The organism is Streptomyces sp. NPDC020996, assembly GCF_040641355.1.
GTDB lineage: Bacteria > Actinomycetota > Actinomycetes > Streptomycetales > Streptomycetaceae > Streptomyces.
Genome location: NZ_JBFADM010000017.1, coordinates 66,524 through 90,685, shown reverse-complemented (window position 1 = coordinate 90,685; position 24,162 = coordinate 66,524). Strand labels below are relative to the sequence as shown.

General features: G+C 72.2%; 18 protein-coding genes. 5 read left to right on the top strand and 13 right to left on the bottom strand.

Annotated features, from left to right (window positions below):
- Nucleotides 1–133: 133 nt before the first annotated feature.
- Complete coding sequence (gene proS / locus AB0G63_RS15145; RefSeq protein ID WP_360749818.1) at nt 134–1,558, bottom strand: proline--tRNA ligase; 1,425 nt, start codon at nt 1,556–1,558, stop codon at nt 134–136.
- 197 nt (nt 1,559–1,755) lie between these two features.
- Here proS and AB0G63_RS15140 point away from each other — a divergent pair, with 197 nt between their 5' ends.
- Entirely contained in the window at nt 1,756–2,613 is an 858-nt protein-coding gene (locus tag AB0G63_RS15140; RefSeq protein ID WP_360749815.1) for an SAM-dependent methyltransferase, read from the top strand.
- A gap of 144 nt (nt 2,614–2,757) precedes the next feature.
- On the opposite strand, the gene ffh is transcribed toward AB0G63_RS15140, so the two are convergent.
- The 5 genes from ffh to AB0G63_RS15115 form a co-directional block, all read right to left on the bottom strand.
- Nucleotides 2,758–4,311, bottom strand: coding sequence for a signal recognition particle protein (ffh, locus tag AB0G63_RS15135; protein WP_360749812.1), 1,554 nt, complete (start codon nt 4,309–4,311; stop codon nt 2,758–2,760).
- A 227-nt stretch (nt 4,312–4,538) separates the two neighbouring features.
- Entirely contained in the window at nt 4,539–7,055 is a 2,517-nt protein-coding gene (locus tag AB0G63_RS15130) for a [protein-PII] uridylyltransferase (protein WP_360749809.1), read from the bottom strand.
- Nucleotides 7,056–7,081: 26 nt separating this feature from the next.
- Complete coding sequence (locus AB0G63_RS15125) at nt 7,082–7,420, bottom strand: P-II family nitrogen regulator (RefSeq protein ID WP_003997576.1); 339 nt, start codon at nt 7,418–7,420, stop codon at nt 7,082–7,084.
- Nucleotides 7,417–8,748 carry an ammonium transporter gene (locus tag AB0G63_RS15120; RefSeq protein WP_360749805.1) on the bottom strand — a complete coding sequence of 444 codons (1,332 nt, stop codon included), beginning with the start codon at nt 8,746–8,748 and terminating at the stop codon, nt 7,417–7,419. The genes AB0G63_RS15125 and AB0G63_RS15120 overlap by 4 nt, the downstream gene beginning before the upstream one ends.
- A gap of 313 nt (nt 8,749–9,061) precedes the next feature.
- Nucleotides 9,062–10,555 (bottom strand): hypothetical protein, encoded by a 1,494-nt coding sequence (locus AB0G63_RS15115; protein ID WP_360749802.1) that lies wholly within the window; start codon nt 10,553–10,555, stop codon nt 9,062–9,064.
- 445 nt (nt 10,556–11,000) lie between these two features.
- On the opposite strand from AB0G63_RS15115, the gene AB0G63_RS15110 reads away from it, so the two are divergent.
- A complete protein-coding gene (locus tag AB0G63_RS15110; protein WP_360749799.1) occupies nt 11,001–11,657 on the top strand; it encodes a bifunctional DNA primase/polymerase in 657 nt (218 codons plus the stop codon).
- A 95-nt stretch (nt 11,658–11,752) separates the two neighbouring features.
- On the opposite strand, the gene ftsY is transcribed toward AB0G63_RS15110, so the two are convergent.
- Nucleotides 11,753–12,958, bottom strand: a complete 1,206-nt coding sequence (gene ftsY / locus AB0G63_RS15105) for a signal recognition particle-docking protein FtsY (protein WP_360749796.1) — start codon at nt 12,956–12,958, stop codon at nt 11,753–11,755.
- 144 nt (nt 12,959–13,102) lie between these two features.
- Between ftsY and AB0G63_RS15100 the strand changes: the two genes are divergently transcribed.
- Entirely contained in the window at nt 13,103–14,074 is a 972-nt protein-coding gene (locus AB0G63_RS15100; RefSeq protein WP_360749793.1) for an LLM class flavin-dependent oxidoreductase, read from the top strand.
- A gap of 88 nt (nt 14,075–14,162) precedes the next feature.
- Here AB0G63_RS15100 and AB0G63_RS15095 read toward each other — a convergent pair whose 3' ends face one another.
- The 4 genes from AB0G63_RS15095 to AB0G63_RS15080 all read right to left on the bottom strand — a co-directional run bounded on the left by AB0G63_RS15095 (nt 14,163) and on the right by AB0G63_RS15080 (nt 20,471).
- Nucleotides 14,163–15,581 carry a sugar porter family MFS transporter gene (locus AB0G63_RS15095; RefSeq protein WP_360749790.1) on the bottom strand — a complete coding sequence of 473 codons (1,419 nt, stop codon included), beginning with the start codon at nt 15,579–15,581 and terminating at the stop codon, nt 14,163–14,165.
- Nucleotides 15,582–15,803: 222 nt separating this feature from the next.
- Nucleotides 15,804–19,370, bottom strand: a complete 3,567-nt coding sequence (smc, locus tag AB0G63_RS15090; RefSeq protein WP_360749788.1) for a chromosome segregation protein SMC — start codon at nt 19,368–19,370, stop codon at nt 15,804–15,806.
- 234 nt (nt 19,371–19,604) lie between these two features.
- Nucleotides 19,605–19,808 (bottom strand): hypothetical protein, encoded by a 204-nt coding sequence (locus AB0G63_RS15085; protein ID WP_055623302.1) that lies wholly within the window; start codon nt 19,806–19,808, stop codon nt 19,605–19,607.
- Between the two features lie 381 nt (nt 19,809–20,189).
- Nucleotides 20,190–20,471 carry an acylphosphatase gene (locus tag AB0G63_RS15080; protein WP_360749785.1) on the bottom strand — a complete coding sequence of 94 codons (282 nt, stop codon included), beginning with the start codon at nt 20,469–20,471 and terminating at the stop codon, nt 20,190–20,192.
- A gap of 168 nt (nt 20,472–20,639) precedes the next feature.
- Here AB0G63_RS15080 and AB0G63_RS15075 point away from each other — a divergent pair, with 168 nt between their 5' ends.
- Both AB0G63_RS15075 and AB0G63_RS15070 read left to right on the top strand, forming a co-directional pair.
- Nucleotides 20,640–21,776 (top strand): CAP domain-containing protein, encoded by a 1,137-nt coding sequence (locus AB0G63_RS15075; RefSeq protein WP_360749782.1) that lies wholly within the window; start codon nt 20,640–20,642, stop codon nt 21,774–21,776.
- Between the two features lie 199 nt (nt 21,777–21,975).
- Nucleotides 21,976–22,377 carry a helix-turn-helix domain-containing protein gene (locus AB0G63_RS15070; protein ID WP_360749779.1) on the top strand — a complete coding sequence of 134 codons (402 nt, stop codon included), beginning with the start codon at nt 21,976–21,978 and terminating at the stop codon, nt 22,375–22,377.
- On the opposite strand, the gene mutM is transcribed toward AB0G63_RS15070, so the two are convergent.
- Together mutM and rnc are read right to left on the bottom strand one after the other, a co-directional pair.
- The gene (gene mutM / locus AB0G63_RS15065) at nt 22,350–23,210 is read right to left on the bottom strand and encodes a bifunctional DNA-formamidopyrimidine glycosylase/DNA-(apurinic or apyrimidinic site) lyase (RefSeq protein ID WP_360749776.1); all 861 of its coding nucleotides are present in this window, start codon (nt 23,208–23,210) and stop codon (nt 22,350–22,352) included. The two genes, AB0G63_RS15070 and mutM, sit on opposite strands and share 28 nt — an antisense overlap.
- A gap of 89 nt (nt 23,211–23,299) precedes the next feature.
- Nucleotides 23,300–24,157 carry a ribonuclease III gene (gene rnc, locus AB0G63_RS15060; RefSeq protein WP_360749773.1) on the bottom strand — a complete coding sequence of 286 codons (858 nt, stop codon included), beginning with the start codon at nt 24,155–24,157 and terminating at the stop codon, nt 23,300–23,302.
- Nucleotides 24,158–24,162 lie beyond the last annotated feature (5 nt).

Here is a 24,162-nt window from a genome sequence, read left to right as displayed (position 1 = left end):
GCACAGCTCCTACCAAGCTGGTGCGTAGTTCCCGGTACGCACCGGCGATCGGACGGTGTCCACGCGCCGGTGCGGCCGCGATGCGTGGATGCGCAAGAGACGTTTCGGCCGCCCGTGTGCGGAGTGCGCTGTATCAGTAAGCGCGTGCGACGACCGCGACGTTACCGGGTGCGTCGTCGGCCGCCGGAACCGACCCGTCCTCGGCGACGAGACACCGTACGGTCATCCCGTGCCCGGCCAGCGCGGCCTCGCCTTCCTCGCCGAGCGCCGCCCACGGGATGCGCGCCCAGCCGCCGGCGCCGGCGGACCCGACCGCCTCGACGGCCTCCGCGAGGGTCGACACCTCCGCCGTGCGGGACTCGCGGCGCTCGCGGGACTGCGCAAGCAGCAGCGCCTGGTCCTCTTCGAGGATCGCCGGGAGCAGGGCGGCGAGCGAGTCCAGCGCGACGGGCTCCTTGCCGCCCGGGATGCGGCGGGCCAGCATCGCGGTGCCGGCCGCCAGATCGCGCGGGCCGACCTCGACGCGTACCGGTACGCCCTTGAGCTCCCAGTCGACGGCACGGCGCCCGAACGGGGTGTCCGTGCGGTCGTCCACCGTCACGCGCAGACCGGCCGCGCGCAGCCGGTCGCCGATCCCGCGGACCGCGGCCACCACCGCGTCGTCGTCCTTGACCGCCAGCACGACGACCTGGGTCGGGGCGAGGCGCGGCGGGACCCGGAGGCCGTTGTCGTCGCCGTGCATCATCACCAGGGCGCCGATCATGCGGGTGGTCGAGCCCCAGGAGGTCTGCCAGACCAGTTCCTGCCGGCCGTCCCTCGACAGGTACCGGGTGTCGAAGGCCTTGGCGAAGTTCTGGCCCAGCTCGTGGCTGGTGGCCATCTGCAGGGCCTTGCCGTCGCCCATCATGCCTTCGAGGGTCAGGGTGTTGACGGCGCCGGCGAACCGTTCCCGGGCCGTCTTGCGGCCCGGGACGACGTCCATCGCGAGGACGTTCACCATGAAGTCCTCGTAGACCCGGCGGTGGATGTGCGCGGCGAAGTCGCGGGCCTCCTCGAAGGTGGCGTGCGCGGTGTGGCCCTCCTGCCACAGGAACTCCGTGGTGCGCAGGAACAGACGCGGCCGCAGTTCCCAACGCACCACGTTCGCCCACTGGTTGATCAGCAGCGGCAGGTCGCGGTAGCTCTGCACCCACTTCGAGAAGTAGTCGTTGACGATCATCTCGGAGGTGGGCCGGACGACGGCGGGCTCCTCCAGCTCCTTGCCGCCGCCGTGCGTGACCACGGCGAGCTCGGGCGCGAACCCCTCGACGTGATCGGCCTCCTTGGTGAGGTACGACTGCGGGATCAGCAGCGGGAAGTACGCGTTCTGGGTGCCGGTGGCCTTGATGCGGGCGTCCATCTCGGCCTGCATCCGCTCCCACAGCCCGTAGCCGTACGGTCGGATGACCATCGTGCCGCGCACCGGTCCGTTGTCGGCCAGCTCTGCCTTGTTGATCAGATCCTGGTACCAGCGCGGGAAGTCTTCCGTCTGCGGCGTGAGAACGGGTGCCTTTGCCATGGCGCGATCGTACGGGCCCAGATTGCCGGGAGGTGAAATCTCGCCACTGGCGCGCACAGGGCACAGGCCGGGCGCCGCAACCCCTGGACGCGGCTGCGGGTGCGGAGTTACCTGGCATACGGGGGAATGCGAGCGCATGTCACGGGGGCCACGGAAACGGGATCGGCTGCAAGACTCGGCGGATTGGGGCACTTTTGATGACACCTACGCTCGTGCGGCAGCACCTACCCCACGCGGGCGCGGCGCCCCGCGTGGACCTGTGTGCACGCGCGCGTGACTGGTCCGAGATCCAGGAGCGGATGCTGGTACCGCTCTACGAGGCCGTCTACGAGCGACTCGCCGTGGGCACCGGCACACGGCTGCTGGGCCTTCGCTGCGGCTCCGGGCTGGCCCTGCTGCTGGCCGCGTCGAGAGGCGCCACGGCCATCACCGGCGTCGACTCCTCTCCCGGGCTGCTGGCCCTCGCACGCCGGCGGCTGCTGCCGGATGGGTGGGACACCCGCCCGCGGGCGCGTACCCGTATCGTCGAAGGCTCACCCGAGGACGCGGCCGACGCGGAGACGCCCGCGTACAGCCTGGTGACCGCCTTCGCGCCGATCGGGTGCCTCGCGGGCGACTCCGAGGGGCTCGGCGAGACGCTGCGGGCGGCGACCCCGCTCGCCGAGCGCGGGGCCGCCGTGGTGCTGACCGGCTGGGGTCCGCCGGAGCGGTGCGCCACGTCGTCCGTGCTGCGGGTGGCCGCCGAGCTGGCGGAACCGTTGCGCGGCGCGGGCAGCTGGCGCCCGGCCCTCCGGGACGACCTGGAGGAGGTCGCCGAGCGGGCCGGGCTGCGGCCGGACGGCTCCGGGCGGGTGTCCTGCCCGTTCGGGTACGCCGACGTGGGCAGCGCCCTGAAGGGCCTGCTGTCCACCGGCCTGTTCGACGCGGCGATCAGCGCCACCGACCAGGCGCAGGTGGACAAGGAGCTGACCGAGGCGCTGCACCCGTATCTGCGCGGCGACGGCACGGTGTGGATGCCGAACGTGTTCCGGTACCTGATCGCCCGCGTCCCGTGACCACCCGGCCCGGCAGATCGGCCGAAAAGGTGCGGTGAAGGAAGCCCGGGGAAGAGGGAAAGCGCGCAAGAGGACACGGATACGCATGACCGGGGGCGCCTCCCGGCTCTGGGAGGCGCCCCCGGTCATGCGTGCGGCGGGCGGTCAGCCCATGAACTTCTTGAACTCGTCCGGCAGCTCGAACTCCTGGCCGGGCTGCTGGCCCGGCAGGCCGAAGGCGCTGCCGCCCTGCGCGGCGGCGGCACGGCGAGCGGCCTCCTCCTGCTCCTGCTGCTTGCGCTTCATCGGGTTGCCGGAGCGCTGCTTGCCCTTGGTCTTCTTCGGCTGCTTCTTGCTGCGGCCCGGGCCGCCGCCCATCCCCGGCATCCCCGGCATGCCCGGCATGCCGCCGCCCTGGGCCATGCGGGACATCATCTTGCGGGCCTCGAAGAACCGCTCGACAAGGTTCTTGACCGCGCTCACCTCGACGCCGGAGCCCTTGGCGATGCGGGCGCGGCGCGAGCCGTTGATGATCGTGGGGTCCTGGCGCTCGGCCGGGGTCATCGACTTGATGATCGCGGCCGTGCGGTCGACGTCCCGCTCGTCGAGGTTGTTGATCTGGTCCTTGATCTGGCCCATGCCCGGCAGCATGCCGAGCAGCTTGGAGATCGAGCCCATCTTCCTGACCTGCTCCATCTGGGCCAGGAAGTCGTCGAGGGTGAAGTCCTGGCCCTTCTTGGACGCCAGCTTGGAGGCCATCTTGGCGGCCTCTTCCTGGCTGAAGGTCTTCTCCGCCTGCTCGATCAGGGTGAGCAGGTCACCCATGTCGAGGATGCGGGAGGCCATCCGGTCCGGGTGGAAGGCGTCGAAGTCGTCGAGCTTCTCGCCGTTCGACGCGAACATGATGGGCTTGCCGGTGATCTCGCGGATCGACAGGGCGGCACCACCGCGGGCGTCGCCGTCGAGCTTGGAGAGCACCACGCCGTCGAAGCCGACGCCGTCGCGGAATGCCTCGGCGGTGTTGACCGCGTCCTGACCGATCATCGCGTCGACGACGAACAGGATCTCGTCGGGGCGGACGGCGTCGCGGATGTCCGCGGCCTGCTGCATCATCTCCTGGTCGATGCCCAGGCGGCCGGCGGTGTCCACGATCACGATGTCGTGGACCTTGGACTTCGCGTAGCCGATGGAGTCGCTGGCGACCTTGACCGGGTCGCCCACGCCGTTGCCCGGCTCCGGCGCGTAGACGGCGACGCCGGCCCGCTCGGCGACCACGCTGAGCTGGTTGACGGCGTTGGGGCGCTGGAGGTCGCAGGCGACCAGCAGCGGCGAGTGGCCCTGCTCCTTCAGCCACCGGCCGAGCTTGCCCGCGAGGGTGGTCTTACCGGCACCCTGCAGACCCGCCAGCATGATCACCGTCGGCGGCTGCTTGGCGAAGCGCAGGCGCCGGGTCTCGCCGCCGAGCACCCGGACGAGTTCGTCGTTGACGATCTTGAGGACCTGCTGCGCGGGGTTGAGGGCCTTGGAGACCTCGGCGCCGAGCGCGCGCTCCTTGACGTTCTTGATGAACGTGCGGACGACCGGCAGCGCCACATCCGCTTCGAGGAGTGCGATGCGGATCTCGCGGGCCGTGGCGTCGATGTCCGCCTCGGACAGCCTGCCCTTGCCCCGGAGGGACTTGAAACTGGCTGACAAGCGGTCGGAGAGAGTGTCGAACACGGCGGCGTCGGTCCTCGGGAGTCGGGGGCGAAACTGGGCTGCCCTCCAGGGTATCCGGCTCGGCAAGCAAATCGCCCCCGCCCGCTGTACCCAGTGGACGGGGGCGCGTCCCCACAGCGGTGGGGAGCAGTTGGAGACGCTCTCCGGTCGGCTCTCCGCCACCGGATCATCCCCACGTCGGCGGGGAGCATGTACTGCCAACTGTCAACGAGCGCACGACCGAGAAGTCACCCCCGCAGCATCTCCTCCAGTTTCCGCGCCACCGCCTCCGCCTCCTGCGCCGGCAGCGGTGAGCCCGTGGGCGTCGTCACATAGAAGGCGTCGACGGCGTTGGCGCCGAGCGTGCTCGCGTGCGCGCTGCGCACGCGTACGGCCGCGTCCTCCAGTGCCTGCCCGATCCGGAACAGCAGCCCCGGGGCGTCCTGGGCCCGGACCTCGATCACCGTGGCGAGCCGGGACGCGGCCGGCGCCACGGTCACCCGGGGCGGCGGCGCCACGACGCCCCGGCGGCGCGGGTAGGCGGCGTCCCGCTCGGCGAGGCGGCCCGCGATGTCCAGGGAGCCGTCGAGCGCGCGGACCAGGTCGGCGCGCAGCCGGGCGGCCTGGGGCAGCGAGCCGTACTCGGCGGCGACCCGCCAGTCCAGCAGCAGCACGGAGCCCTCGACGCCCTCCGGCAGCTCCAGCGCCCGCAGTTCGGCGGTGCGGACGGTGAGCCGGTGCAGCGCCAGCACGCCGGCGACGGCGGGCAGCACGCCCGGCTGGTCGGGGACGGCGATGAGCAGTTCGACGCCGAGCGGCTCCGGCTCGGCCGGCTCGGCCGGCTCGTCCGGCTCGTCCTGCGCCGGCGGCTCGGTCTGGGCGCGCAGCGACAGCACCGGGCTGCCGGTCGCGATCGCCTCGATGGCGAGACGTTCCTGCTCGGCGGTGGGCGCGGCGGCCGCGGGCTCGTCGAGGAGGTCCCCGGCGAGGACGGCGGAGACCCGCCGGACCAGGTCGGCGACGAGGGAGCCGCGCCAGGACGACCAGGCGGCCGGGCCGGTGGCCAGCGCGTCCGCCTCGGTCAGGGCGTGCAGCAGTTCCAGCGTGCTCTGGGTGCCGACCGCCTCGGCGACCGAGCGGACGGTGGCCGGGTCCTCCAGGTCGCGCCGGGTGGCGGTCTCGACCAGCAGCAGGTGGTGGCGTACGAGGGTGGCGAGGACGGTGACGTCCGCGTGGTCGAAGCCGATGCGGGCGGCGACGTCCTTGGCGATGATCTCGCCGGCCACCGAGTGGTCGCCGGGCCAGCCCTTGCCGATGTCGTGCAGCAGCGCGGCGACCAGGAGGAGGTCGGGGCGGCTGACCCGGCGGGTGAACTCGGCGGCGCGCACGGCGGTCTCGATCAGGTGCCGGTCGACGGTCCAGATGTGCACGGCGTTGCGCTGGGGGCGGCAGCGCACCCGCTCCCAGTCGGGCAGCAGGCGGGTGATCAGGTCCTCGGCCTCCAGCGCCTCCCAGACCGGGACGGTGGGCTGTCCGGAGCCCAGCAGGGTGACCAGTTGCTCGCGCGCCTCGGCGGGCCAGGGCGTGGGCAGGGGGCGCGCGGTGGCGGCGAGGCGCCGTACGGCGTGCAGGGAGAGCGGGAGTCCGGCCTGCGCGGCGGCGGCCGCGGCGCGCAGCGGCAGCACCGGGTCGCGTTCGGGGCGCGCGGCTCGGGCGAGCACCACCTCGCCGTCCTGTTCCACGACGCCCTCCGCCAGCGGGGAGCGCTCGGTGACCGGCTTGCCGCCGCCGAGGGCCCTCCCGTCGCCCACCACCGCCCTTCTGAGGAAGTCGCTTCGCTCCCTCGCCAGTTTGCGCAGGCGCGGCCGCACGGCGCGCGATCTGAGCACGCGCCCCACTTCGCGCCAGGTGACGTCGCTGGCGTACGAGATGACGCGGGCCGCCTCGTAGACCTGCCGCAGCAGTGTGTCGGCGTCCAGCAGGCCGAGCTCGGCGGCGACCTGGTCCTGCTCCTGCAGGGCGAGCCGGTCGGTGGCGCGGCCGGTGGCCAGGTGGAGGGCGTCGCGGACGTCGAGGAGGCGGCGCCGGGCGTCGTCGAGGCCCTCGCGCGGGGCGTCGGCCAGCCAGGAGGCGGCGACGGCGCGCAGCGCGGTGGCGTCGCGGAGGCCGCCGCGGGCCTCCTTGAGGTCGGGTTCGAGCAGGTACTGCAGTTCGCCCTGGCGCTCGGCCCGTTCGGCGCACAGCTCCCGCAGTTCCGGCAGGCGCTTGGGCGCCTGGTTGCGCCAGTCGGCGAGGACGGCCGTGCGCAGACCGGTGGTCAGGCCGAGGTCGCCGGCGATGTGGCGGGCGTCCAGGAGGCCGAGCTGGACCTTGAGGTCCTCGCCGGCCGTCCTGCGGGCCTCCGCGGGGGTCCGTACGGAGTGGTCGAGGGCGAGGCCCAGGTCCCAGACGGGGTACCAGATGCGGTCGGCGAGGGCGGCCACGGCCTTGGTGTCGCCGCCGTCGTGCAGCAGGAGCAGGTCGAGGTCGCTGCGCGGCGAGAGCTCACCGCGCCCGTAGCCGCCGACGGCCACCAGGGAGACCCCGCGCAGCCGCTCGGCCGCCGCGCCGAACAGGCCCGACAGCCAGTCGTCCGTCAGCTCGGAGAGTTCCGTACGGCGCGGCGGCCCGGACCGCGCCCCCTCGGTGAGGAGGCGCAGCCGGGCCGCCGCGTAGCCGCTGGGTCCCGAGTCATCTGCTTGCTTGTCCACGTCCGTACTCGTCACCCAGCGACTCCTGTCTTTCTTTCCGTTCAGAGCGCGTCCGGGCCGCGCTCGCCGGTGCGGACCCGGACGGCCGTCTCGACCGGCAGGGACCAGACCTTGCCGTCACCGATCTTGCCGGTCCGCGCCGCCTTGACGATGACGTCGATCAGCTGTTCGGCGTCGTCGTCCTCGGCCAGGACCTCGATGCGGATCTTGGGCACCAGGTCGACCGTGTACTCGGCACCGCGGTAGACCTCGGTGTGGCCTCTCTGACGACCGTAACCGCTCGCCTCGGTGACCGTGAGTCCGTGGACCCCGAAGGCCTGCAGGGCTTCCTTGATCTCGTCGAGCCGGTGGGGCTTCACGACGGCGGTGATGAGCTTCATGCGTCCACCTTCTTGCTCGCAGTGTCGGCGACCGGGGCCGGGACGGTCCGGGCGGCACCGCCGCCGGCGCCGCTGAAGTCGTACGCGGTCTCGGCGTGCTCGGCCTGGTCGATGCCGGAGACCTCCTCGTCCTCACTGACCCGCATGCCGATCGTCTTGTCGAGCAGGAAGGCGAGGATGGCGGAGGCGACCAGGGAGTAGGCGAGGACGGCGAACACACCGGCGCACTGCTTCCAGAACTGGTCCAGGCCGCCGCCGTAGAAGAGGCCCGCGACGTCGGACTGGCCCTTGCCGCTGGCGAAGAAGCCGATCAGCAGGGAGCCGGCGATACCGCCGACCATGTGGACGCCGACGACGTCGAGCGAGTCGTCGTAGCCGAACTTGTACTTCAGGCCGACGGCCATGGCGCACAGCACACCGGCGATGGCGCCGACCGCGATCGCGCCGACCGGGGTGACCGCGCCGCCGGAGGGGGTGATGGCGACCAGACCGGCGACCGCGCCGGAGGCGGCGCCCAGGGTGGTGAACGCGCCGTGGCGGATCTTCTCGTACAGCAGCCAGCCGAGCATGGCGGCGGCGGTGGCGATCTGCGTGTTGACGAACATCAGCGGGCCGACGCCGTCGTCGTTGCCGAGCCACGAGCCGGCGTTGAACCCGAACCAGCCGAACCACAGCAGGCCGGCGCCGAGCATGACCAGCGGGAGGCTGTGCGGGCGCATCGGGTCCTTCTTGAATCCGACGCGCTTGCCGATGACGAGGATCACGCCGAGCGCCGCGGCGCCGGCGTTGATGTGGACCGCCGTACCGCCGGCGAAGTCGATCACGCCGAGTTCGAAGGCCCAGCCGCCGGTGCCCCAGACCCAGTGGGCGACCGGGAAGTACACGATCGTCGCCCACAGCACCAGGAAGATCGACCAGGCGGTGAACTTGACGCGGTCCGCGATGGCGCCGCTTATCAGGGCGGGCGTGATGATCGCGAACATCATCTGGAAGACGGCGAAGACGAAGACCGGGATGGTGTAGCCGGACCAGATGTCGGCCTTGTCGATGCCGGTCCATCCGACGAAGTCGGACTCCCAGCCGATGAGGGAGCCGTGGTCCGTGCCGAACGCCATGGAGAAGCCGTAGAGCACCCACAGGATGGTGACGATGCCCATGCTGATGAAGCTCATCATCAGCATGTTGAGGGTGCTCTTGACGCGGACCATGCCCCCGTAGAAGAAGGCGAGGCCCGGGGTCATGATCAGCACCAGGGCGGAACAGATGAGCATGAAGCCCGTGTTGGCGGCAGACAGTTTGTCTGCGGCAAGCGTGATGGCTGGTGCCATCGGCGTCTCCTCGTCGTTGGTACGGCCGCGTGCGGGCGAAGCCTGAGCGGATGTGAGGGGTGGGCCGGTTATGAGCCATGAGATTGGCGCAGCACCGTTTCCGTGGACGCCCCTCGTTGTTTCGCCGCAGTGACGAAGGCGCCTTGCGTGTTACGCGTCGATGAACCCCCGGATGTCCCGCCGCGCGATCGTTATCGTGGCGCAACCTTCCGCGCAGGCAAGGATCCGGCCGCGGCCGGCCTTCCGATGACCTGGCATGGGGGGAGCCGAGTCGGGCAGTTCGGGAGGGCCGGCCGCGGCCGGAGTCGGGGGGTCAGACCGCCTCGGCGGTCTCCGGGAGCGCGATCGCGAGCTTTTCGGTGAGGTCGACGACTTCGGCGACGCCGCCGTAATCGCGTACGGCCGCGTCGACGGTCTTGCGGATGCGGGTGTTGACGCGTTCGGAGCGGACGTTCCTGGCGGTCCGCAGGGCCCGCTCGACCAGGAGCGCGCTCTGCTCGGGCTCGCGCCGCAGCAGGTGCACCGTGGCCAGGCCGACCAGGTTCAGGGCGTACGACCTCTGGTGCTCGGGGTCGTCGGCGAACAGCTCTACGGCCCGCCGCATCAGGGGTTCGGCCAGGGAGGCGTACGCGGGGCTGCGGCCGGCGACGTAGGCGAGGTCGCGGAAGGAGTGGCTGTTCTCGGCGTACAGCTCCGCCTCGGAGAAGAAACGGATCCAGTCCGGGTCGGGTTCGTCCCACTCGCCGGCCTCGGTGAAGGTGTCCTCGGCCATCCGGACCGCCCGCTTGCACTTGCCGGGCTGGCCCATGTTGGCGTACGCGCGGGCCTCCATCGCATACAGCATCGACTGGGTGCGCGGGCTCGCGCAGTCCCGGCTGCCGTACTGTGCGAGGTGGATCAGTTCCAGGGCGTCGTCGGGCCGCCCTACGTGGATCATCTGGCGGCTCATGCTGGAGAGGATGTACGAGCCGAGCGGCTTGTCGCCCGCCTCCTTCGCCGCGTGCAGGGCGAGCACGAAGTACTTCTGCGCGGTCGGCTGGAGCCCGACGTCGTAGGACATCCATCCGGCCAGCTCGGCCAGCTCGGCGGCGACCCTGAACAGCCGGCGGGTGGTGGCCTCGGGCTGGGCCTCCTGCAGCAGGTCGGTCACCTCGTGCAGCTGGCCGACGACCGCCTTGCGGCGCAGGCCGCCGCCGCACTGGGCGTCCCACCGCCGGAACATCACCGTGGTGGACTCCAGCAGGTCCAGCTCCGGTTCGGACAGCCGGCCCGGGCGGCGGCTCGCGGGCATGGGCTCGGGGCCGGACTGCGGGGTCTGCGGCGCCTGCGGGGTGGGCACGAGCCAGCGCTGCATGGGCTCGATGAGCGCCGGGCCCGCAGACAGGGCCAGCGAGCTCCCGAGGAAGCCGCGCCGCGCCAGCATCAGGTCGCTGCGCGAGAACTCGCTGATCAGGGCCACTGTCTGTGGGCCGGTCCAGGGCAGGTCGACGCCGGACACGGACGCCGACTGGCGGGTGGCGCGCAGGCCGAGGTCCTCGACGGAGACGACGAGGCCGAAGCGTTCGGAGAACAGCTCGGACAGGATCCTGGGGATGGGCTCGCGGGGGTTCTCACCGTCCAGCCAGCGGCGCACCCGTGAGGTGTCGGTGGAGATGTGGTTGGCCCCCAGCTGCCGCGCCCTGCGGTTGACCTGACGGGCGAGCTCGCCCTTCGACCAGCCGCTGCGGACGAACCACGACATGAGCAGCTCGTTGGGACGCTTCTCCGCGCCGACCGCGGTCGTCCCGCTTCCTCCGTTGCCGCTCACTGGAACGCCCCCATTCCTGAGACCACTTGTCGCCGAGTGCGCCAAGCCCTACCAGAATGCCGGTGGATACGGTCGCCCGTCCGGCGGTCCTCACCCGTCGAACGGGGGGCCGCCTTGCCTCCGGCATACCCATGAGTGCATGTGCCCCGGGGACTCGCGCACTCACCGTAATCCTACGATCACCCGTCCAGCCATGGCGAACACGGAAACGCCACCATTCGCCACCCCTTCGAATGAATCCACAGCAGCCTCCGCACGATTCACTTGACACAGGACAACCGAACGCGGGCGGAGCGTTGCACTCAGGGGCGCGCGCCGCCGGAATCACCACCCATGGCGCATCAATGCGCCGCATGGACCGCGCGAAGCCGGGGAGTCCGAAACAGAGAGTCACGTTCCGCTTCCGCGCCGTAACCGTCGGCGCGTCGGAACCGTTGGAGGGGGCATGGACTTCACGATCGGCGGGATCCGGGAGATCCGCTCCGGCGTGCGTCGGCGCGGCCGCTCCTCGGAGTGCACCGCCGTCGCCGAGTTCACGGGGCTGTGGGGCTGGGACGTGGTGCCGGGCGCGCGGACGGCGGCGGGCGCCTGCTCGTGCGGCCGGCCGGACTGCCGCGCGCCGGGCGCGCACCCGCTGGAGTTCGCGCCGCCGATCCCGGCCGGCGCCACGCTCGACGAGGCGACCAGGGCGTGGGCGGAGTTCCCCGGCGCCGCGGTGATGCTGCCGGTGGGCCGCGCGTTCGACGTGATCGAGGTGGCCGAGCCGGCCGGGCGTCACGCCCTGGTGCGGCTGGAGCGCATGGGCCTGCCCGTCGGCCCGGTCACCGCGACCCCCGACGGCCGCGCCCACTTCTTCGTCGCGCCGGGCGGCGCCGCCGAGCTGCCGGGGCTGCTGTACCGCATGGGCTGGGACGACCCGGTCTCCCTCGACCTGCGCGGCTTCGGCCCCGGCACCTACATCACCGCCCCGCCGTCCGACCGGGCGGGGCTCGGCCCGGTCCGCTGGCTGCGCTCCCCCGCCCTGGACACGGCCTCGAAGCCACCGCAGGCCCGCCTGCTGCTGGGGACGCTGGCGTACGTCGCCCACCGGTCGCGCGCTTAGGGCCCGCGACCGGGGCCCCGGCAGCCCGCACAGCGAAGCGCCCGCTCCCCGACTGCACCTCGGGGGGCGGGCGCTTCTTCGCGCGCGTTTCCTGCTCAGTCGCCGATGAGCGCATCCACGAACGCCTCCGGCTCGAACGGCGCCAGGTCGTCCGCGCCCTCGCCCAGGCCGACCAGCTTCACCGGCACGCCCAGCTCACGCTGGACCGCGACCACGATGCCGCCCTTGGCCGTGCCGTCGAGCTTGGTGAGCACGATGCCGGTGATGTCGACGACCTCGGCGAACACGCGGGCCTGCACCAGACCGTTCTGCCCGGTCGTGGCGTCCAGCACGAGCAGCACCTCGTCCAGCGGCGCGTGCTTCTCGACCACTCGCTTGACCTTGCCGAGCTCGTCCATGAGGCCGGTCTTGGTGTGCAGCCGCCCGGCGGTGTCGATGAGCACGACGTCGGCGCCCATCTCCTTGCCCTCCTTCACCGCGTCGAAGGCGACGGAGGCGGGGTCGCCGCCCTCCGGCCCGCGCACGGTGTAGGCGCCGACCCGCTCGCCCCAGGTCTGCAGCTGGTCGGCGGCGGCGGCGCGGAAGGTGTCGGCGGCGCCCAGCACCACGCTGCGGCCGTCCGCCACCAGGACGCGGGCGAGCTTGCCGGTGGTGGTGGTCTTGCCGGTGCCGTTGACGCCGACGACCATCACGATGCCGGGCTTGCTGGTCGCGGGCTCGGTCCTGACCGTGCGGTCGAGGTCGGTGCCGACCAGCTTGAGCAGCTCCTCGCGCAGCAGGCCGCGCAGCTCCTCGGGGGTGCGGGTGCCGAGGACCTTCACCCGCCCGCGCAGGCCGTCCACCAGCTCCTGGGTGGGGGCCACGCCGACGTCGGCGGTGAGCAGCGTGTCCTCGATCTCCTCCCAGGTCTCCTCGTCGAGGTGCTCGCGCGACAGCAGCGTGAGCAGCCCCTTGCCGAGGGCGTTCTGGGAGCGGGAGAGGCGGGCGCGCAGGCGGATCAGGCGCCCTGCGGTGGGCTCCGGGATCTCGATCGCGGGCGCCTCCGCGGCGGCGATCGGTTCCTCGACGACGACCGGAGCCGGGCCGCCCGGAAGATCCACCTCCTCTATGGTCCGGCGAGGTTCCTCGCGCGGCGTCTCGGCCTCTTCGCCGACGTGCGGCTCGGCCGGTGGGGCGGTGATGTCGGGTGCGGCGGGCGGTGGCGGAGGCAGCGACTTCTTGCGCCGGCTGCCGACGATGAGCCCGCCGAGCACGCCGAACACGACCACGGCGATGACTACAGCAAGGATGACGAATTCCATAACGGCTCCAGTATGCGCGACCCCTCCCCCGGCGGGCCGTCGCCCGGCGGGGGAACGGAGACGTGCCGCGACCCTGGAAACCTGACGGTACGTCAGCTAAGGTCCCGGCACCGGCACCCGTCCACCCCGGCCGAGGGGACCGCCATGCCCGTCACGGTCGTACGCTTCAACCTCGTCGAACCCGGTGCCGGCCCGGCCTCCCTCGCCGCCCGCTACCGGGCCGCCCTGGAGATGGCCGCGTACGCCGACGACCGCGGGATCGACACCGTGCAGACCGAGGAGCACCACGGCGTCGCCGACAACTGGCTGCCGTCGCCGTTCGCCTTCGCGGGCGCGGTCTTCGGGGCGACCCGGCGGATCGCGGTCACGGTGTCGGCCGCCATCGGCCCGCTGTACGACCCGCTGCGCCTGGCCGAGGAGATCGCGGTGCTGGACCTGGTGAGCGGCGGGCGGCTGGTGACGGTCGCGGGGATCGGATACCGGCCCGAGGAGTACGCGCAGTTCGGCGTCGACTGGGAGCGGCGCGGCAGGCTCCAGGACGAGTTGCTGGAGACCCTGCTGAAGGCCTGGACCGGCGAGGAGTTCAGCTACCGGGGCCGGACGGTGCGGGTCACCCCGCGCCCGTGCTCCGCGCCGCACCCGCTGCTGCTGGTCGGCGGCTCCTCGAAGGCCGCCGCCCGCCGTGCCGCGCGGCTCGGCCTGCCCTTCTTCCCGAGCGCGCACCTGCCGGAGCTGGCGGCGTACTACAAGGAGCGGCTGGCCGAGTACGGCACCGAGGGCTGGACCATGATGCCGGCGGCCGAGACCCCGCTGCTGCACGTGGCCGAGGATCCCGACCGGGTCTGGGCGGCGTACGGCGAGCACTTCCTGCACGAGGCGCGGACCTACGCCTCCTGGCAGTCCGGCTCCATCCGGTCGGCGGTGCGGTCGGCGGCCACGACCGTGGACCGGCTGCGCGCCGAGGGCGTGTACCGGGTCCTCACGCCGGACGAGTGCGTGGCGCAGGGCCTGGACAGCCTCGTCCTGCACCCGCTGGCGGGCGGGATGCCGGTGGACGAGGGGTGGCGCGGGCTGCGGCTGTTCTGCGAGGACGTACTGCCCCGGCTCGGTGCGTGAGCCGGGGCGGTGCGCCCACGGGGCGAGGAGAGGGGCGGCGGGGACTGGGCCCTTCTCCCCGGGTCCGGGGGCCTCTCGCGGGACCGGATCAGCCCATCTCCTCCAGCGCCTTGCCCTTGGTCTCCTTGACGAACCTGAGGACGAAGGGGACGGAGAGCGCGGCGAAGGCCGCGTAGATCACGTAGGTCGCGGACAGGTTCCAGTCGGCCAGCGACGGGAAGCTCGCGGTGATGGCCCAGTTGGCGAGCCACTGCGCGGAGGCGGCCACGCCCAGGGCGGCGGCGCGGATCCTGTTCGGGAACATCTCGCCGAGGAACACCCAGACGACCACGCCCCAGGACAGGGCGAAGAAGAGGACGAAGACATGCGCGGCGATCAGGGCGGTCCAGCCCTGGGCGGCCGGGAGCCTGCCGTCGACCAGGTGGTGGGAGAAGGCCCAGGCCTCCAGCCCGAGGCCGACCGCCATGCCGGCGGAACCGATCAGGGCCAGCGGCTTACGGCCGACGCGGTCCACGAAGATCATGGCGATGACGGTGCCGACGATGTTGATGATCGACGTCGTGAACGAGTAGAAGAACGAGTCCGTGGGGTCGACGCCGACCGACTGCCACAGCGTCGAGGAGTAGTAGAACGCGACGTTGATGCCGACGAACTGCTGGAAGACCGACAGGCCGATGCCGATCCAGACGATCGGCTTGAAGAAGAAGGAGCCGCCGAGCAGGTCCCGGAAGGTGGACTTGTCCTCCCGCTTCATCGCGAGCTCGATCTCGGCGATACGGGCGTCGAGGTCGACGTCCGCGCCCTCGACCTCCGTCAGGATCCCGCGGGCGCGGTCGTACTTGCCGACGGAGACCAGGAAGCGCGGGGACTCCGGGATCGCGAAGGAGAGCAGGCCGTAGAGGGCGGCGGGGACGACCATGACGCCGAGCATGACCTGCCAGGCCTCCAGGCCCATCAGGCTGCCGCGCTGGTCGCCGCCGGCCGCGTTCAGCAGGCCCCAGTTGACCAGCTGGGAGACGGCGATGCCGACGACGATCGCGGCCTGCTGGAAGGAGCCGAGCCGGCCGCGGTAGGCGGGCGGGGCGACCTCGGCGATGTAGGCGGGGCCGATCACGGAGGCCATGCCGATGGCGAAGCCGCCGACGACACGCCAGAGGGCGAGGTCCCACAGGGCGAACGGCAGCGCCGAGCCGACGGCGCTGACGGTGAACAGCACGGCGGCGATCTGCATGCAGCGGATGCGGCCGATGCGGTCGGCCATGCGGCCGGCGGTCGCGGCGCCGACGGCGCAGCCGATCAGCGCGACGGCGATGACCTGGGCCAGGGCCGCGGAGCCGACGTCGTAGCGGTCCCGGACGGCCTCGACGGCGCCGTTGATCACGGAGCTGTCGTAGCCGAAGAGGAAACCGCCCATCGCGGCCGCCGCCGCGATGAATATGACGTGCCCGAGATGATCGGGGTGAGCCGTCCCGGCTCTTGACTGCCGCGTCTGCGTCGTGCTGGTCACGTTCCACTCCTCGGGCCACCGGCAACGTCGCCGGGTGGGGGTCGGCCCCTTACGGATGCCCCGTCGCGCGTCCATGACACGCCGCTGAGACATGAAGACAAAAGCAACGCCGCTGAGGCTATTCCTTCAAGCTTCGAAGTCAATGCATGATCTGTGTGACTTGGGCGATAGATCAGTGGGCCATGCGTTCATTCTTTGAACTTGACGGCGTGGTGCTCCCGCTCAGCGGAGCCGCTGGCTGATGACCTTCGACACACCGTCGCCCTGCATGGAGACGCCGTACAGCGCGTCGGCGACCTCCATCGTGCGCTTCTGGTGGGTGATCACGATCAGCTGCGAGGTCTCCTGCAGTTCCTGCATGATGCGGATCAGCCGCTGCAGGTTGGTGTCGTCGAGGGCGGCCTCGACCTCGTCCATGACGTAGAAGGGGCTCGGCCGGGCCTTGAAGATCGACACGAGCATCGCGACGGCCGTCAGCGACCGTTCGCCGCCCGAGAGCAGGCTCAGCCGCTTGACCTTCTTGCCCGGCGGGCGCGCCTCGACGTCCACGCCGGTGGTGAGCATGTTGTCCGGATCGGTCAGGACCAGTCGCCCCTCGCCGCCCGGGAACAGCCGGCCGAAGACGCCCTCGAACTCCCGGGCCGTGTCCCGGTAGGCCTCGGTGAAGACCTGCTCGACGCGTTCGTCGACCTCCTTGACCACCTGCAGCAGGTCGGCGCGGGTCTTCTTGAGGTCCTCGAGCTGTTCGCTGAGGAACTTGTGGCGTTCCTCCAGGGCCGCGAACTCCTCCAGGGCGAGCGGGTTGACCTTGCCGAGCTGCTGGTAGGCGCGTTCGGCGGCCTTGAGCCGCTTCTCCTGCTCGGCCCTGACGAACGGCCTCGGCCGGTTGCGCGGGTGCTCCGGGTCCTCGGGCAGCTGCTCGCCGTCGGCGGGGAGCGAGGGCGGGACCGGCTGGTGGGGGCCGTAATCGGACACCAGGCCCGCCGGTTCCACACCGAGTTCCTCCAGCGCCCTGGTCTCCAGCTGCTCGATGCGCAGCCGTTTCTCGGCGCCGAGAACCTCGCCCCGGTGGACCGAGTCCGTCAGCTTGTCGAGTTCGGCCTTGAGGTCCCGGCCGGTGGTGCGGGCGGCTGCGAGTTCCTCCTCGCGCCGGGCCTTGGCGGCCTCGGCGGCGGCCCGCTCCTGTTCGGCGCGGGCGAGGGAGACCTCGACGTGCGCGAGGAGCTGGCGGGCGCCGTGGGCGACGGCCCCGGCGACGGCCGCCTCGTGCCGCAGCCGGGCACGCCGCTGTTCGGCACGCGCGCGTGCCTCGCGTTCGGCACGGGCGGCCCGGTCCAGGGAGTCGGCGCGTCCGGCGAGCCCCTTGACGCGTTCCTCGTGCGTGCGGACCTGGAGGCGGGCCTCCATCTCGGTCTGCCGGGCGTTGGCGCCGTCGGCGGCGAGACGGTCGCGTACCGACGTGTCGGGCTCCTCCTCGGCCGGCATCTCCTCGGCGACGGCGAGCCGCTCGGCGAGTTCCTCGACCTCCCGCAGGGCCTTGTCGAGGGCCTCCTGGGCACGGGCGGCGGCGGCCACTGACCGCTCGGCCTCCCCCGCCGCCCCCCTGGCCTGCCCGGCGAGCCGGCCGAGCTGCTGGGCCACGGCCGACTTCTCCCGGTCGGCGGCCCGCCTGCGCTCGCCCAGTTCCTCCACGAGCGCGGCGCACTCCCCGCGCCGCTCGGCCGCCGCGTGCTGCGCCTCGGCCAGTTCCTCGCAGCGCACGGCGAGTTCGGCCAGCTCGGCGGCGGCCTCGTCCACGGACGCCTGCACCTCCAGCAGGCTGGGCGCCCCCGCGGACCCGCCGTGCGCGACGTGCGCGCCCAGCAGGTCGCCCTCGGCGGTCACCGCGGTCAGCCCGGGGCGCGCGTGGACGAGGTCCTCGGCGTCCTCCAGGGTGCCGACGACGACGATGCCGCGCAGCAGCCGGCGTACCGCCGGCATGAGCTCGGCGGGCCCGCGGACGAGGTCGGCGGCGAAGGGCGCGGCACCGGCGCGGAGGTGCGCCGGCTCGGCGTCCCGCTGTTCCTCCGGGGCGCCCGCCAGCAGCAGCGTCGCCCGGCCCGCGTCCTGCTTGCGCAGCAGGCGGATGGCGTCGGCGGCCGCGGACGTGGTCGTCACCGCGACGGCGTCCGCGGCGGCGCCGAGGGCCGCGGCCAGCGGGACCTCGTAGCCGGGGGTCACCGTCAGCAGCTCGGCCGCCGGGCCGAGGAGCCCGGTGAGGCGGTCCTTCGCGCCGAGCAGCGCCCCCGTGCCGTCCTTGCGGCGCAGGCCTGTGGCGAGCGCCTCGTGGCGGGCCTGGGTCGCCGCGCGCCTGCGTTCCGCCACCGTGGCGGCCTCCCGGGCGGCGGTCAGGGCGGCCTCGGCCTCGGCCAGCCGCCGTTTCGCGGCCTCGTGCCGTTCGGCGAGCTCGGCGTCGCCGGCGTCGAGGCCGTCGACCTCGGCCTGCAGTGCCTCGTACTCCTCCTGGGCCGCGGCGGCCCGCTCCTGCGCCTCGTCGCGGGCGGCGGCCAGCCGGTCGATCTCGGCCTGCGCGGCGGCGGCCCGCGATCGGGCCGCGCCCACCTGCCCGCTGAGCCGGGCGAGGCCCTCGCGCCGGTCGGCGATGGCGCGGGCTACGTCCTTCAGCCGCCGTTCCTCCAGGGCGAGGTCCCGCTCCAGGTCGGCGCGGTGGGCGACGGTGTCCTCCAGGGCGCGCTCGGCGGCCTCCAGGGCCGCTTCGAGTTCGGCCTCCTGCTCACGGATGCGGGCGGCCTCGCGCTCCATGTCCTCGGGGTCGCGGCCGCGCCGCTCCTCGGGGGGCGCGGAGGTGGCGCTCTTGACGCGCGCGTCGGCCAGCGAGATCGTGCCGCGCACCCGCTCGGCGAGCTGGGAGAGCTCGTACCAGGTCTGCTGGGCGCTGTGCAGGCGCGGCGCGAGCTTCCGTACCTCGTCCTCCAGGAGTGCCTCGGTCTGCAGGGCCTTGCGCAGTTCCCGCTCGGCGGCCTCCTTGCGTTCCTTGAGGGCGGCCTCGTCGGCGATCTCGGCCTTGAGCGCCTCCCGCAGCCGTACCAGGTCGTCGGCGAGCAGGCGCAGCCGGGCGTCGCGCAGGTCGGCCTGGATGACGGCCGCCCGTCGCGCGACCGCCGCCTGCCGGCCCAGGGGCTTGAGCTGCCGCCTGAGCTCGTCGGTCAGGTCCTGCACGCGCGCGAGGTTGGCCTGCATCGCGTCCAGCTTGCGCAGCGCCTTCTCCTTGCGTTTGCGGTGCTTGAGGACGCCGGCCGCCTCCTCGATGAAGGCGCGGCGGCCCATGGGGTCGGCGTGCAGGACGGAGTCGAGCCGGCCCTGGCCGACGATGACGTGCATCTCCCGGCCGATGCCGGAGTCGGAGAGCAGTTCCTGGATGTCGAGCAGGCGGCAGGTGTCGCCGTTGATCTGGTACTCGCTGCCCCCGTTGCGGAACATGATCCGCGTGATGGTGACCTCGGAGTACTCGATCGGGAGGGCGCCGTCGGAGTTGTCGATGGTCAGCGAGACCTCGGCCCGGCCGAGCGGGGGGCGGCCGGTGGTGCCGGCGAAGATGACGTCCTCCATCTTGCCGCCGCGCAGCGACTTGGCGCCCTGTTCGCCCATGACCCAGCTGAGGGCGTCCACCACGTTGGACTTGCCCGAGCCGTTCGGTCCGACGACGCACGTGATCCCCGGCTCGAACCGGAGCGTGGTCGCCGAGGCGAACGACTTGAAGCCGCGGAGGGTCAGGGCCTTGAGGTGCACGCCGCTGGACTTTACTCCCGGGGTCCGTCTCACACCGTGAACGGCGGCGCACTTGCGGTTTCACCCACGATGGCGCAGGGCACACCAGAAGTTAAGACGGTGAAAGGATGCGCGGGGGACAAAGAACAGCGCGGGGGCAAGAAAGAAGGGACGCCGAGGCGTCCCTTGCAAATCTGACAACCCAGCGGTTGGTACGAGCACCCCAACCACCGCTGTCATTGTGTGCTGCAGTGATCAGGTGAGCGCAGGCTCCGCCTGGTGTGCGTCGATGCTCTCCATGATCCTGTCGTGAGAAGCGGCAGCCGTCAGCGCCTCGTTCTCGGCCTGGATCCGTACCAGCTCGGATTCCAGGTCCTGTACGCGCTGCTGGAGCCGTCGCATCTCGGCGAGGAGTCGAGGGTCGGAGCCGCCGACGTAACCGAGAAGCGCCTTTGCCATGATGGATGGTCCTCCACAATGAGTGACCGACCGATGCGGTGTGGGTCGTGAGGGATTCGCACCCGCGGTGCTTGACACTGTTGAGCTCACACTGCCGTTCAACCATGCCAAACAGCCAGGGTGCGCGGGGTGCTTTCAGCGTCTCACCAAAAAGTTTGACGGTCAACACGATCACGCCCCGTATCGGCGGGCAACCCTGGGTCGCGCGGCCGGAAGGGGCAGCGCCGCGATCCCTGCGGGGCCCCTGGGGGCGGGGAGATCATCCTCAGGTGCGGAGCCTGCCATGACGAGCGGTTCTTGGCAACCACCAGGTCAGTCCGGGTTCGGGCAGGTGCCGGCGGCATGTACCGGGCTCCGGTCCCCGGACGGCACCGGGCCGGATCACCGGACGGCGAAGCCGTCGTAGGCCCCGCGGGGTGTGTCCCAGATCTCGGTGACGCCGTCCACACGTCCGGGCGTGTCGTCGCCCTGGAGCCAGTCGAGCAGCCCCTCGCAGCGCTCCCGCGGGCCCTCCGCGACCACCTGGACCCGCCCGTCGCCCAAATTGAGAGCAAAACCACTCAGGCCGCCGATCTCGAGGGCCTTGGCCCGCGTGAACCAGCGAAAACCCACACCCTGGACGCGTCCTCGCACCCAGGCGACCAGTCGCACATCCTCGCTCATGGCTGCAACCTAGCGGGCCGATGTCTCCCTGGGCACTTCCTCCCCGCACGGCATGCGGTACCGTCCCGACCCAATGAATCTCATATGAAACTCACTCCTTCGAGTGAGCGGCGTCACCCGCACGCTCCGTGCGAGCCGGGCTGCCGCCAGGACGAGGAAGGCCAGAACATGGGACGCCACCGACGCTCCGCCGCCGGCCGCGCCGCCACGGGCCGCGCCACGGGGGTTACAGAAACGGGCGGCTCCTACCCGGGCAGCTACGACCCCCCGCAGTACTCGTACTCCTACGACCCGCCGCAGACGTCCGGCCCGGGCGGGTCGCCCGGCATGGGCACCGCGCCGTTCCTGGACACGGAGGCGTACGCCGAGGCGTCGGCGAGGAGCGCCGCGTACCTCTTCGCCAGCGAGGACGACTTCGCCACCGTCTTCCCGGAGCACGGGTTCACGCCCGACGGCGGCACGCGGCGCGGCGGCAGCCACCGCCGGCGCAGGAAGCGGGCCGTGACGCCGGTGCGCAGCGGTCTGCTCGGCGTCTCGGCGGCGGTGGCCCTGGGCACCGTCGCGGTGAGCACCGGCGCGGTGCCGGGGCTCGACAACTACAAGCTCGGCGGCGGCAGCAGCAGCAGCGGCGACAAGGTGCAGGCCGCGGGTTCGCCGACCAACTCGGCGAGCGAACAGGGCGGCACGTCCGGCAGCGCGGACAGCCGCGCCGCCGGCTCCTCGACGAGCCGCGGCACCGGCCGCACCGCGTCGCCCTCGTCCCCGGCGCCGTCCACGTCGACGGCCGCGCCCAGCGAGGCGCCGACGACGCAGCGGCCGAAGCCGAAGCCTGAGCCGGGCAAGGCCAGGAAGCCGAAGACGACGCCCTCGAAGAAGCAGACCTCGAAGCCCGCGCAGACCGCCGCCCCCGCGGTGACGGTGTCGGCGGCGACGGCCGCCGAGGCCGAGGTGCTCAGGCTGGTCAACGACGAGCGCGCCAAGGTGGGCTGCAGCGCGCTGGCCGCCAACAGCTCGCTGGGCGAGCTGGCCGGCGACTTCAGCGACGCCATGGCCGAGGAGGGCTTCTTCGACCACACCGACCCCAGCGGCGCGACGCCGTGGGACCGGGCGGCGAAGCTCGGCATAAGCAACCTCGGCGGCGAGAACATCGCCCGCGGCCAGACGGACCCGGCCGCGGTGATGGATGCCTGGATGAACAGCCCCGGCCACCGCGCGAACATCCTGAACTGCGACTTCAAGACGCTGGGCGTCGGCGTGCACTTCGGGTCGGGCGGCCCCTGGTGGACGCAGGACTTCGGCTACTGAGGCGACCGGCGTCGCCCTGACCCGGCGGGCCGTCCACGGTCCGCCGGGTCACAGGTGTGCACACGCTCGCCGTAGGCGGGTCCGCCGTCGGAACGGCCGGGCACGACGGCGGGGCACGCCGCCGCCATCTCGGACGGGAGCGCTGACCGCTGTGCAGCGCACCCCGTCAGGCAGCGCTGTGTCCGAGTACGCTGACGTCATGGACAGCACCGAGGAGCGCGCGCCGGCGTGGGACCTGCCCTACGACGTGTTCGCCAGGGCCTGCCCGTCGCGCGGCACGTTGGAGCATGTCACGGGCCGTTGGGGCGCGCTCATCCTCGGCGCGCTGCACGACGGCTCCCTGCGCTTCAACGAACTGCGCCGCAGGGTCGACGGCGTGAGCGAGAAGATGCTGTCCCAGACGCTGCACGCGCTGGAGCGCGACGGCCTGGTGCACCGCGAGGCACAGCCGACGAACCCGCCCCGCGTGGACTACGAACTCACCCCGCTCGGCCGCGAGGTCGCCGAGCGCCTGCTGGGTCTCATCCACTTCGTGGAGGGCCGCATGGACGACGTGCTCGAGGCCCGCCGCCGCTACGACGAGACGCGCGGCGCCCGCTGACAGCGCGGGCAGAAGTAACTGGACCGGTTCATCCAGGGGCGCCGGCGCATCGGCGTACCGCAGCGTCTGCAGGGCAGCCCCTCACGGCCGTAGGCGTCGAGCGAGCGGTCGAAGTAGCCGGACTCGCCGTTGACGTTGACGTAGAGGCTGTCGAAGCTGGTGCCGCCGACCGCCAGGGCCTGGTTCATCACGTCCCGGATGTGGCCGAGGAGTTCGGCGGTGCGCGGGTGCGTGAAGGTCGCGGTGGGGCGTTCGAAGTGGATGCGGGCGCGCCACAGGGCCTCGTCCGCGTAGATGTTGCCGACCCCGCTGATCAGCGACTGGTCGAGCAGGGCCCGTTTGATCGTCGTCCGCTTGCGGCGCAGGGCCCGGTGGAAGGCCTCGTCGTCGAACAGCGGGTCCAGGGGGTCGCGGGCGATGTGCGCGATGACGTCGGGCAGGCCGTCGTCGGTGGTGTCGTGCAGCGACAGCCCGCCGAAGGTGCGCTGGTCGACGAAGCGGAGTTCGGTGTTCAGGTCGTCGGCGAACCGGACCCGGACCCTGAGGTGCTTCTCGTCCGGCGCCTCGTGCGGCTGGACCAGCAGCTGGCCGCTCATGCCGAGGTGCGCCAGCACCGCCTGGCGGGTGTCCTCCAGGGGCAGCCACAGGTACTTGCCGCGGCGGCTGGGCACGCCGACGCGGTGGCCCTTGAGACGGTGCGTGAAGTCGTCGGCGCCGGCCACGTGCCGGCGCACGGCGCGCGGGTGCAGCACCTCGGCGTCGGCGACGACCCGGTGGGCGACCCACCGTTCCAGGCCGCGCCGGACGACCTCGACCTCGGGCAACTCGGGCATGGGATCCCCCCGTGGGCAGACCGGTGTACGAGCCGAGCGCCCGTCCCGGGTCGGGAACGGGCGCTCGGGATGTGCTGTTCGCTGTGCGGTCAGGCGGAGAGCGACGTCGGGCTCTCCCCGTCTCCGGCGGCTTCCTCGGCGACCGCCTCGGCCACCGTCTCGGCCGCCGCAGCGGCGCGCTGGTCCGCCGCGGCCCGGATGGACCGCCACGCGGACTCGGCGGCCTGCTGCTCCGCCTCCTTCTTGCTGCGGCCGGTGCCGGTGCCGTACGAGACGCCTCCGACGCGGGCGGCAGCGGTGAAGGTCTTCTCGTGGTCGGGGCCGGTCTCCGTGACCAGGTACTCGGGAACGCCGAGCCCCTCGGTCGCGGTGAGCTCCTGCAGGGACGTCTTCCAGTCCAGGCCGGCTCCGAGGTTGGAGGACTTCTCGATCAGCGGGTCGAACAGGCGGTGCACCAGTTCGGAGGCCGCGTCGAGGCCCTGGTCGAGATAGACCGCGCCGATCACCGCTTCCAGGGTGTCGGCGAGGATGGACGCCTTGTCCCGGCCTCCCGTGCCTTCCTCACCGCGGCCGAGCCGGATGAAGGAGCCAAGGTCGAGACCGCGGCCGACCTCCGCCAGCGCACGCGAGTTGACCACCGCGGCCCGCAGCTTGGCCAGCTGGCCCTCGGGCAGGTCGGGGTGGGTGTTGTACAGCGTGTCCGTGACCACGAGGCCGAGCACGGAGTCCCCGAGGAACTCCAGGCGCTCGTTGGTCGGCAGACCGCCGTTCTCGTATGCGTAGGAACGGTGGGTCAGCGCTCGCACCAGAAGGGCGGACTCGACCTTGTAGCCGAGCCGCCCTTCCAGAAGCGTGTGGGACGAGGCCGTGTTGTCCGCTTTCTTCTTGGCGGACGGGTCCGCCTTGGCGTCATCCGCCTTCTTGGCAGTGGACACGGTGCCTCTCACCAGCC

Coding starts and splice junctions, on each gene's coding strand:
- proS (WP_360749818.1), bottom strand. CDS start 1,558: ATGGCAAAGGCACCCGTTCTCACGCCGCAGACGGAAGACTTCCCGCGC.
- AB0G63_RS15140 (WP_360749815.1), top strand. CDS start 1,756: ATGACACCTACGCTCGTGCGGCAGCACCTACCCCACGCGGGCGCGGCG.
- AB0G63_RS15125 (WP_003997576.1), bottom strand. CDS start 7,420: ATGAAGCTCATCACCGCCGTCGTGAAGCCCCACCGGCTCGACGAGATC.
- AB0G63_RS15120 (WP_360749805.1), bottom strand. CDS start 8,748: ATGGCACCAGCCATCACGCTTGCCGCAGACAAACTGTCTGCCGCCAAC.
- AB0G63_RS15110 (WP_360749799.1), top strand. CDS start 11,001: ATGGACTTCACGATCGGCGGGATCCGGGAGATCCGCTCCGGCGTGCGT.
- ftsY (WP_360749796.1), bottom strand. CDS start 12,958: ATGGAATTCGTCATCCTTGCTGTAGTCATCGCCGTGGTCGTGTTCGGC.
- AB0G63_RS15100 (WP_360749793.1), top strand. CDS start 13,103: ATGCCCGTCACGGTCGTACGCTTCAACCTCGTCGAACCCGGTGCCGGC.
- AB0G63_RS15085 (WP_055623302.1), bottom strand. CDS start 19,808: ATGGCAAAGGCGCTTCTCGGTTACGTCGGCGGCTCCGACCCTCGACTC.
- AB0G63_RS15080 (WP_360749785.1), bottom strand. CDS start 20,471: ATGAGCGAGGATGTGCGACTGGTCGCCTGGGTGCGAGGACGCGTCCAG.
- AB0G63_RS15075 (WP_360749782.1), top strand. CDS start 20,640: ATGGGACGCCACCGACGCTCCGCCGCCGGCCGCGCCGCCACGGGCCGC.
- AB0G63_RS15070 (WP_360749779.1), top strand. CDS start 21,976: ATGGACAGCACCGAGGAGCGCGCGCCGGCGTGGGACCTGCCCTACGAC.
- mutM (WP_360749776.1), bottom strand. CDS start 23,210: ATGCCCGAGTTGCCCGAGGTCGAGGTCGTCCGGCGCGGCCTGGAACGG.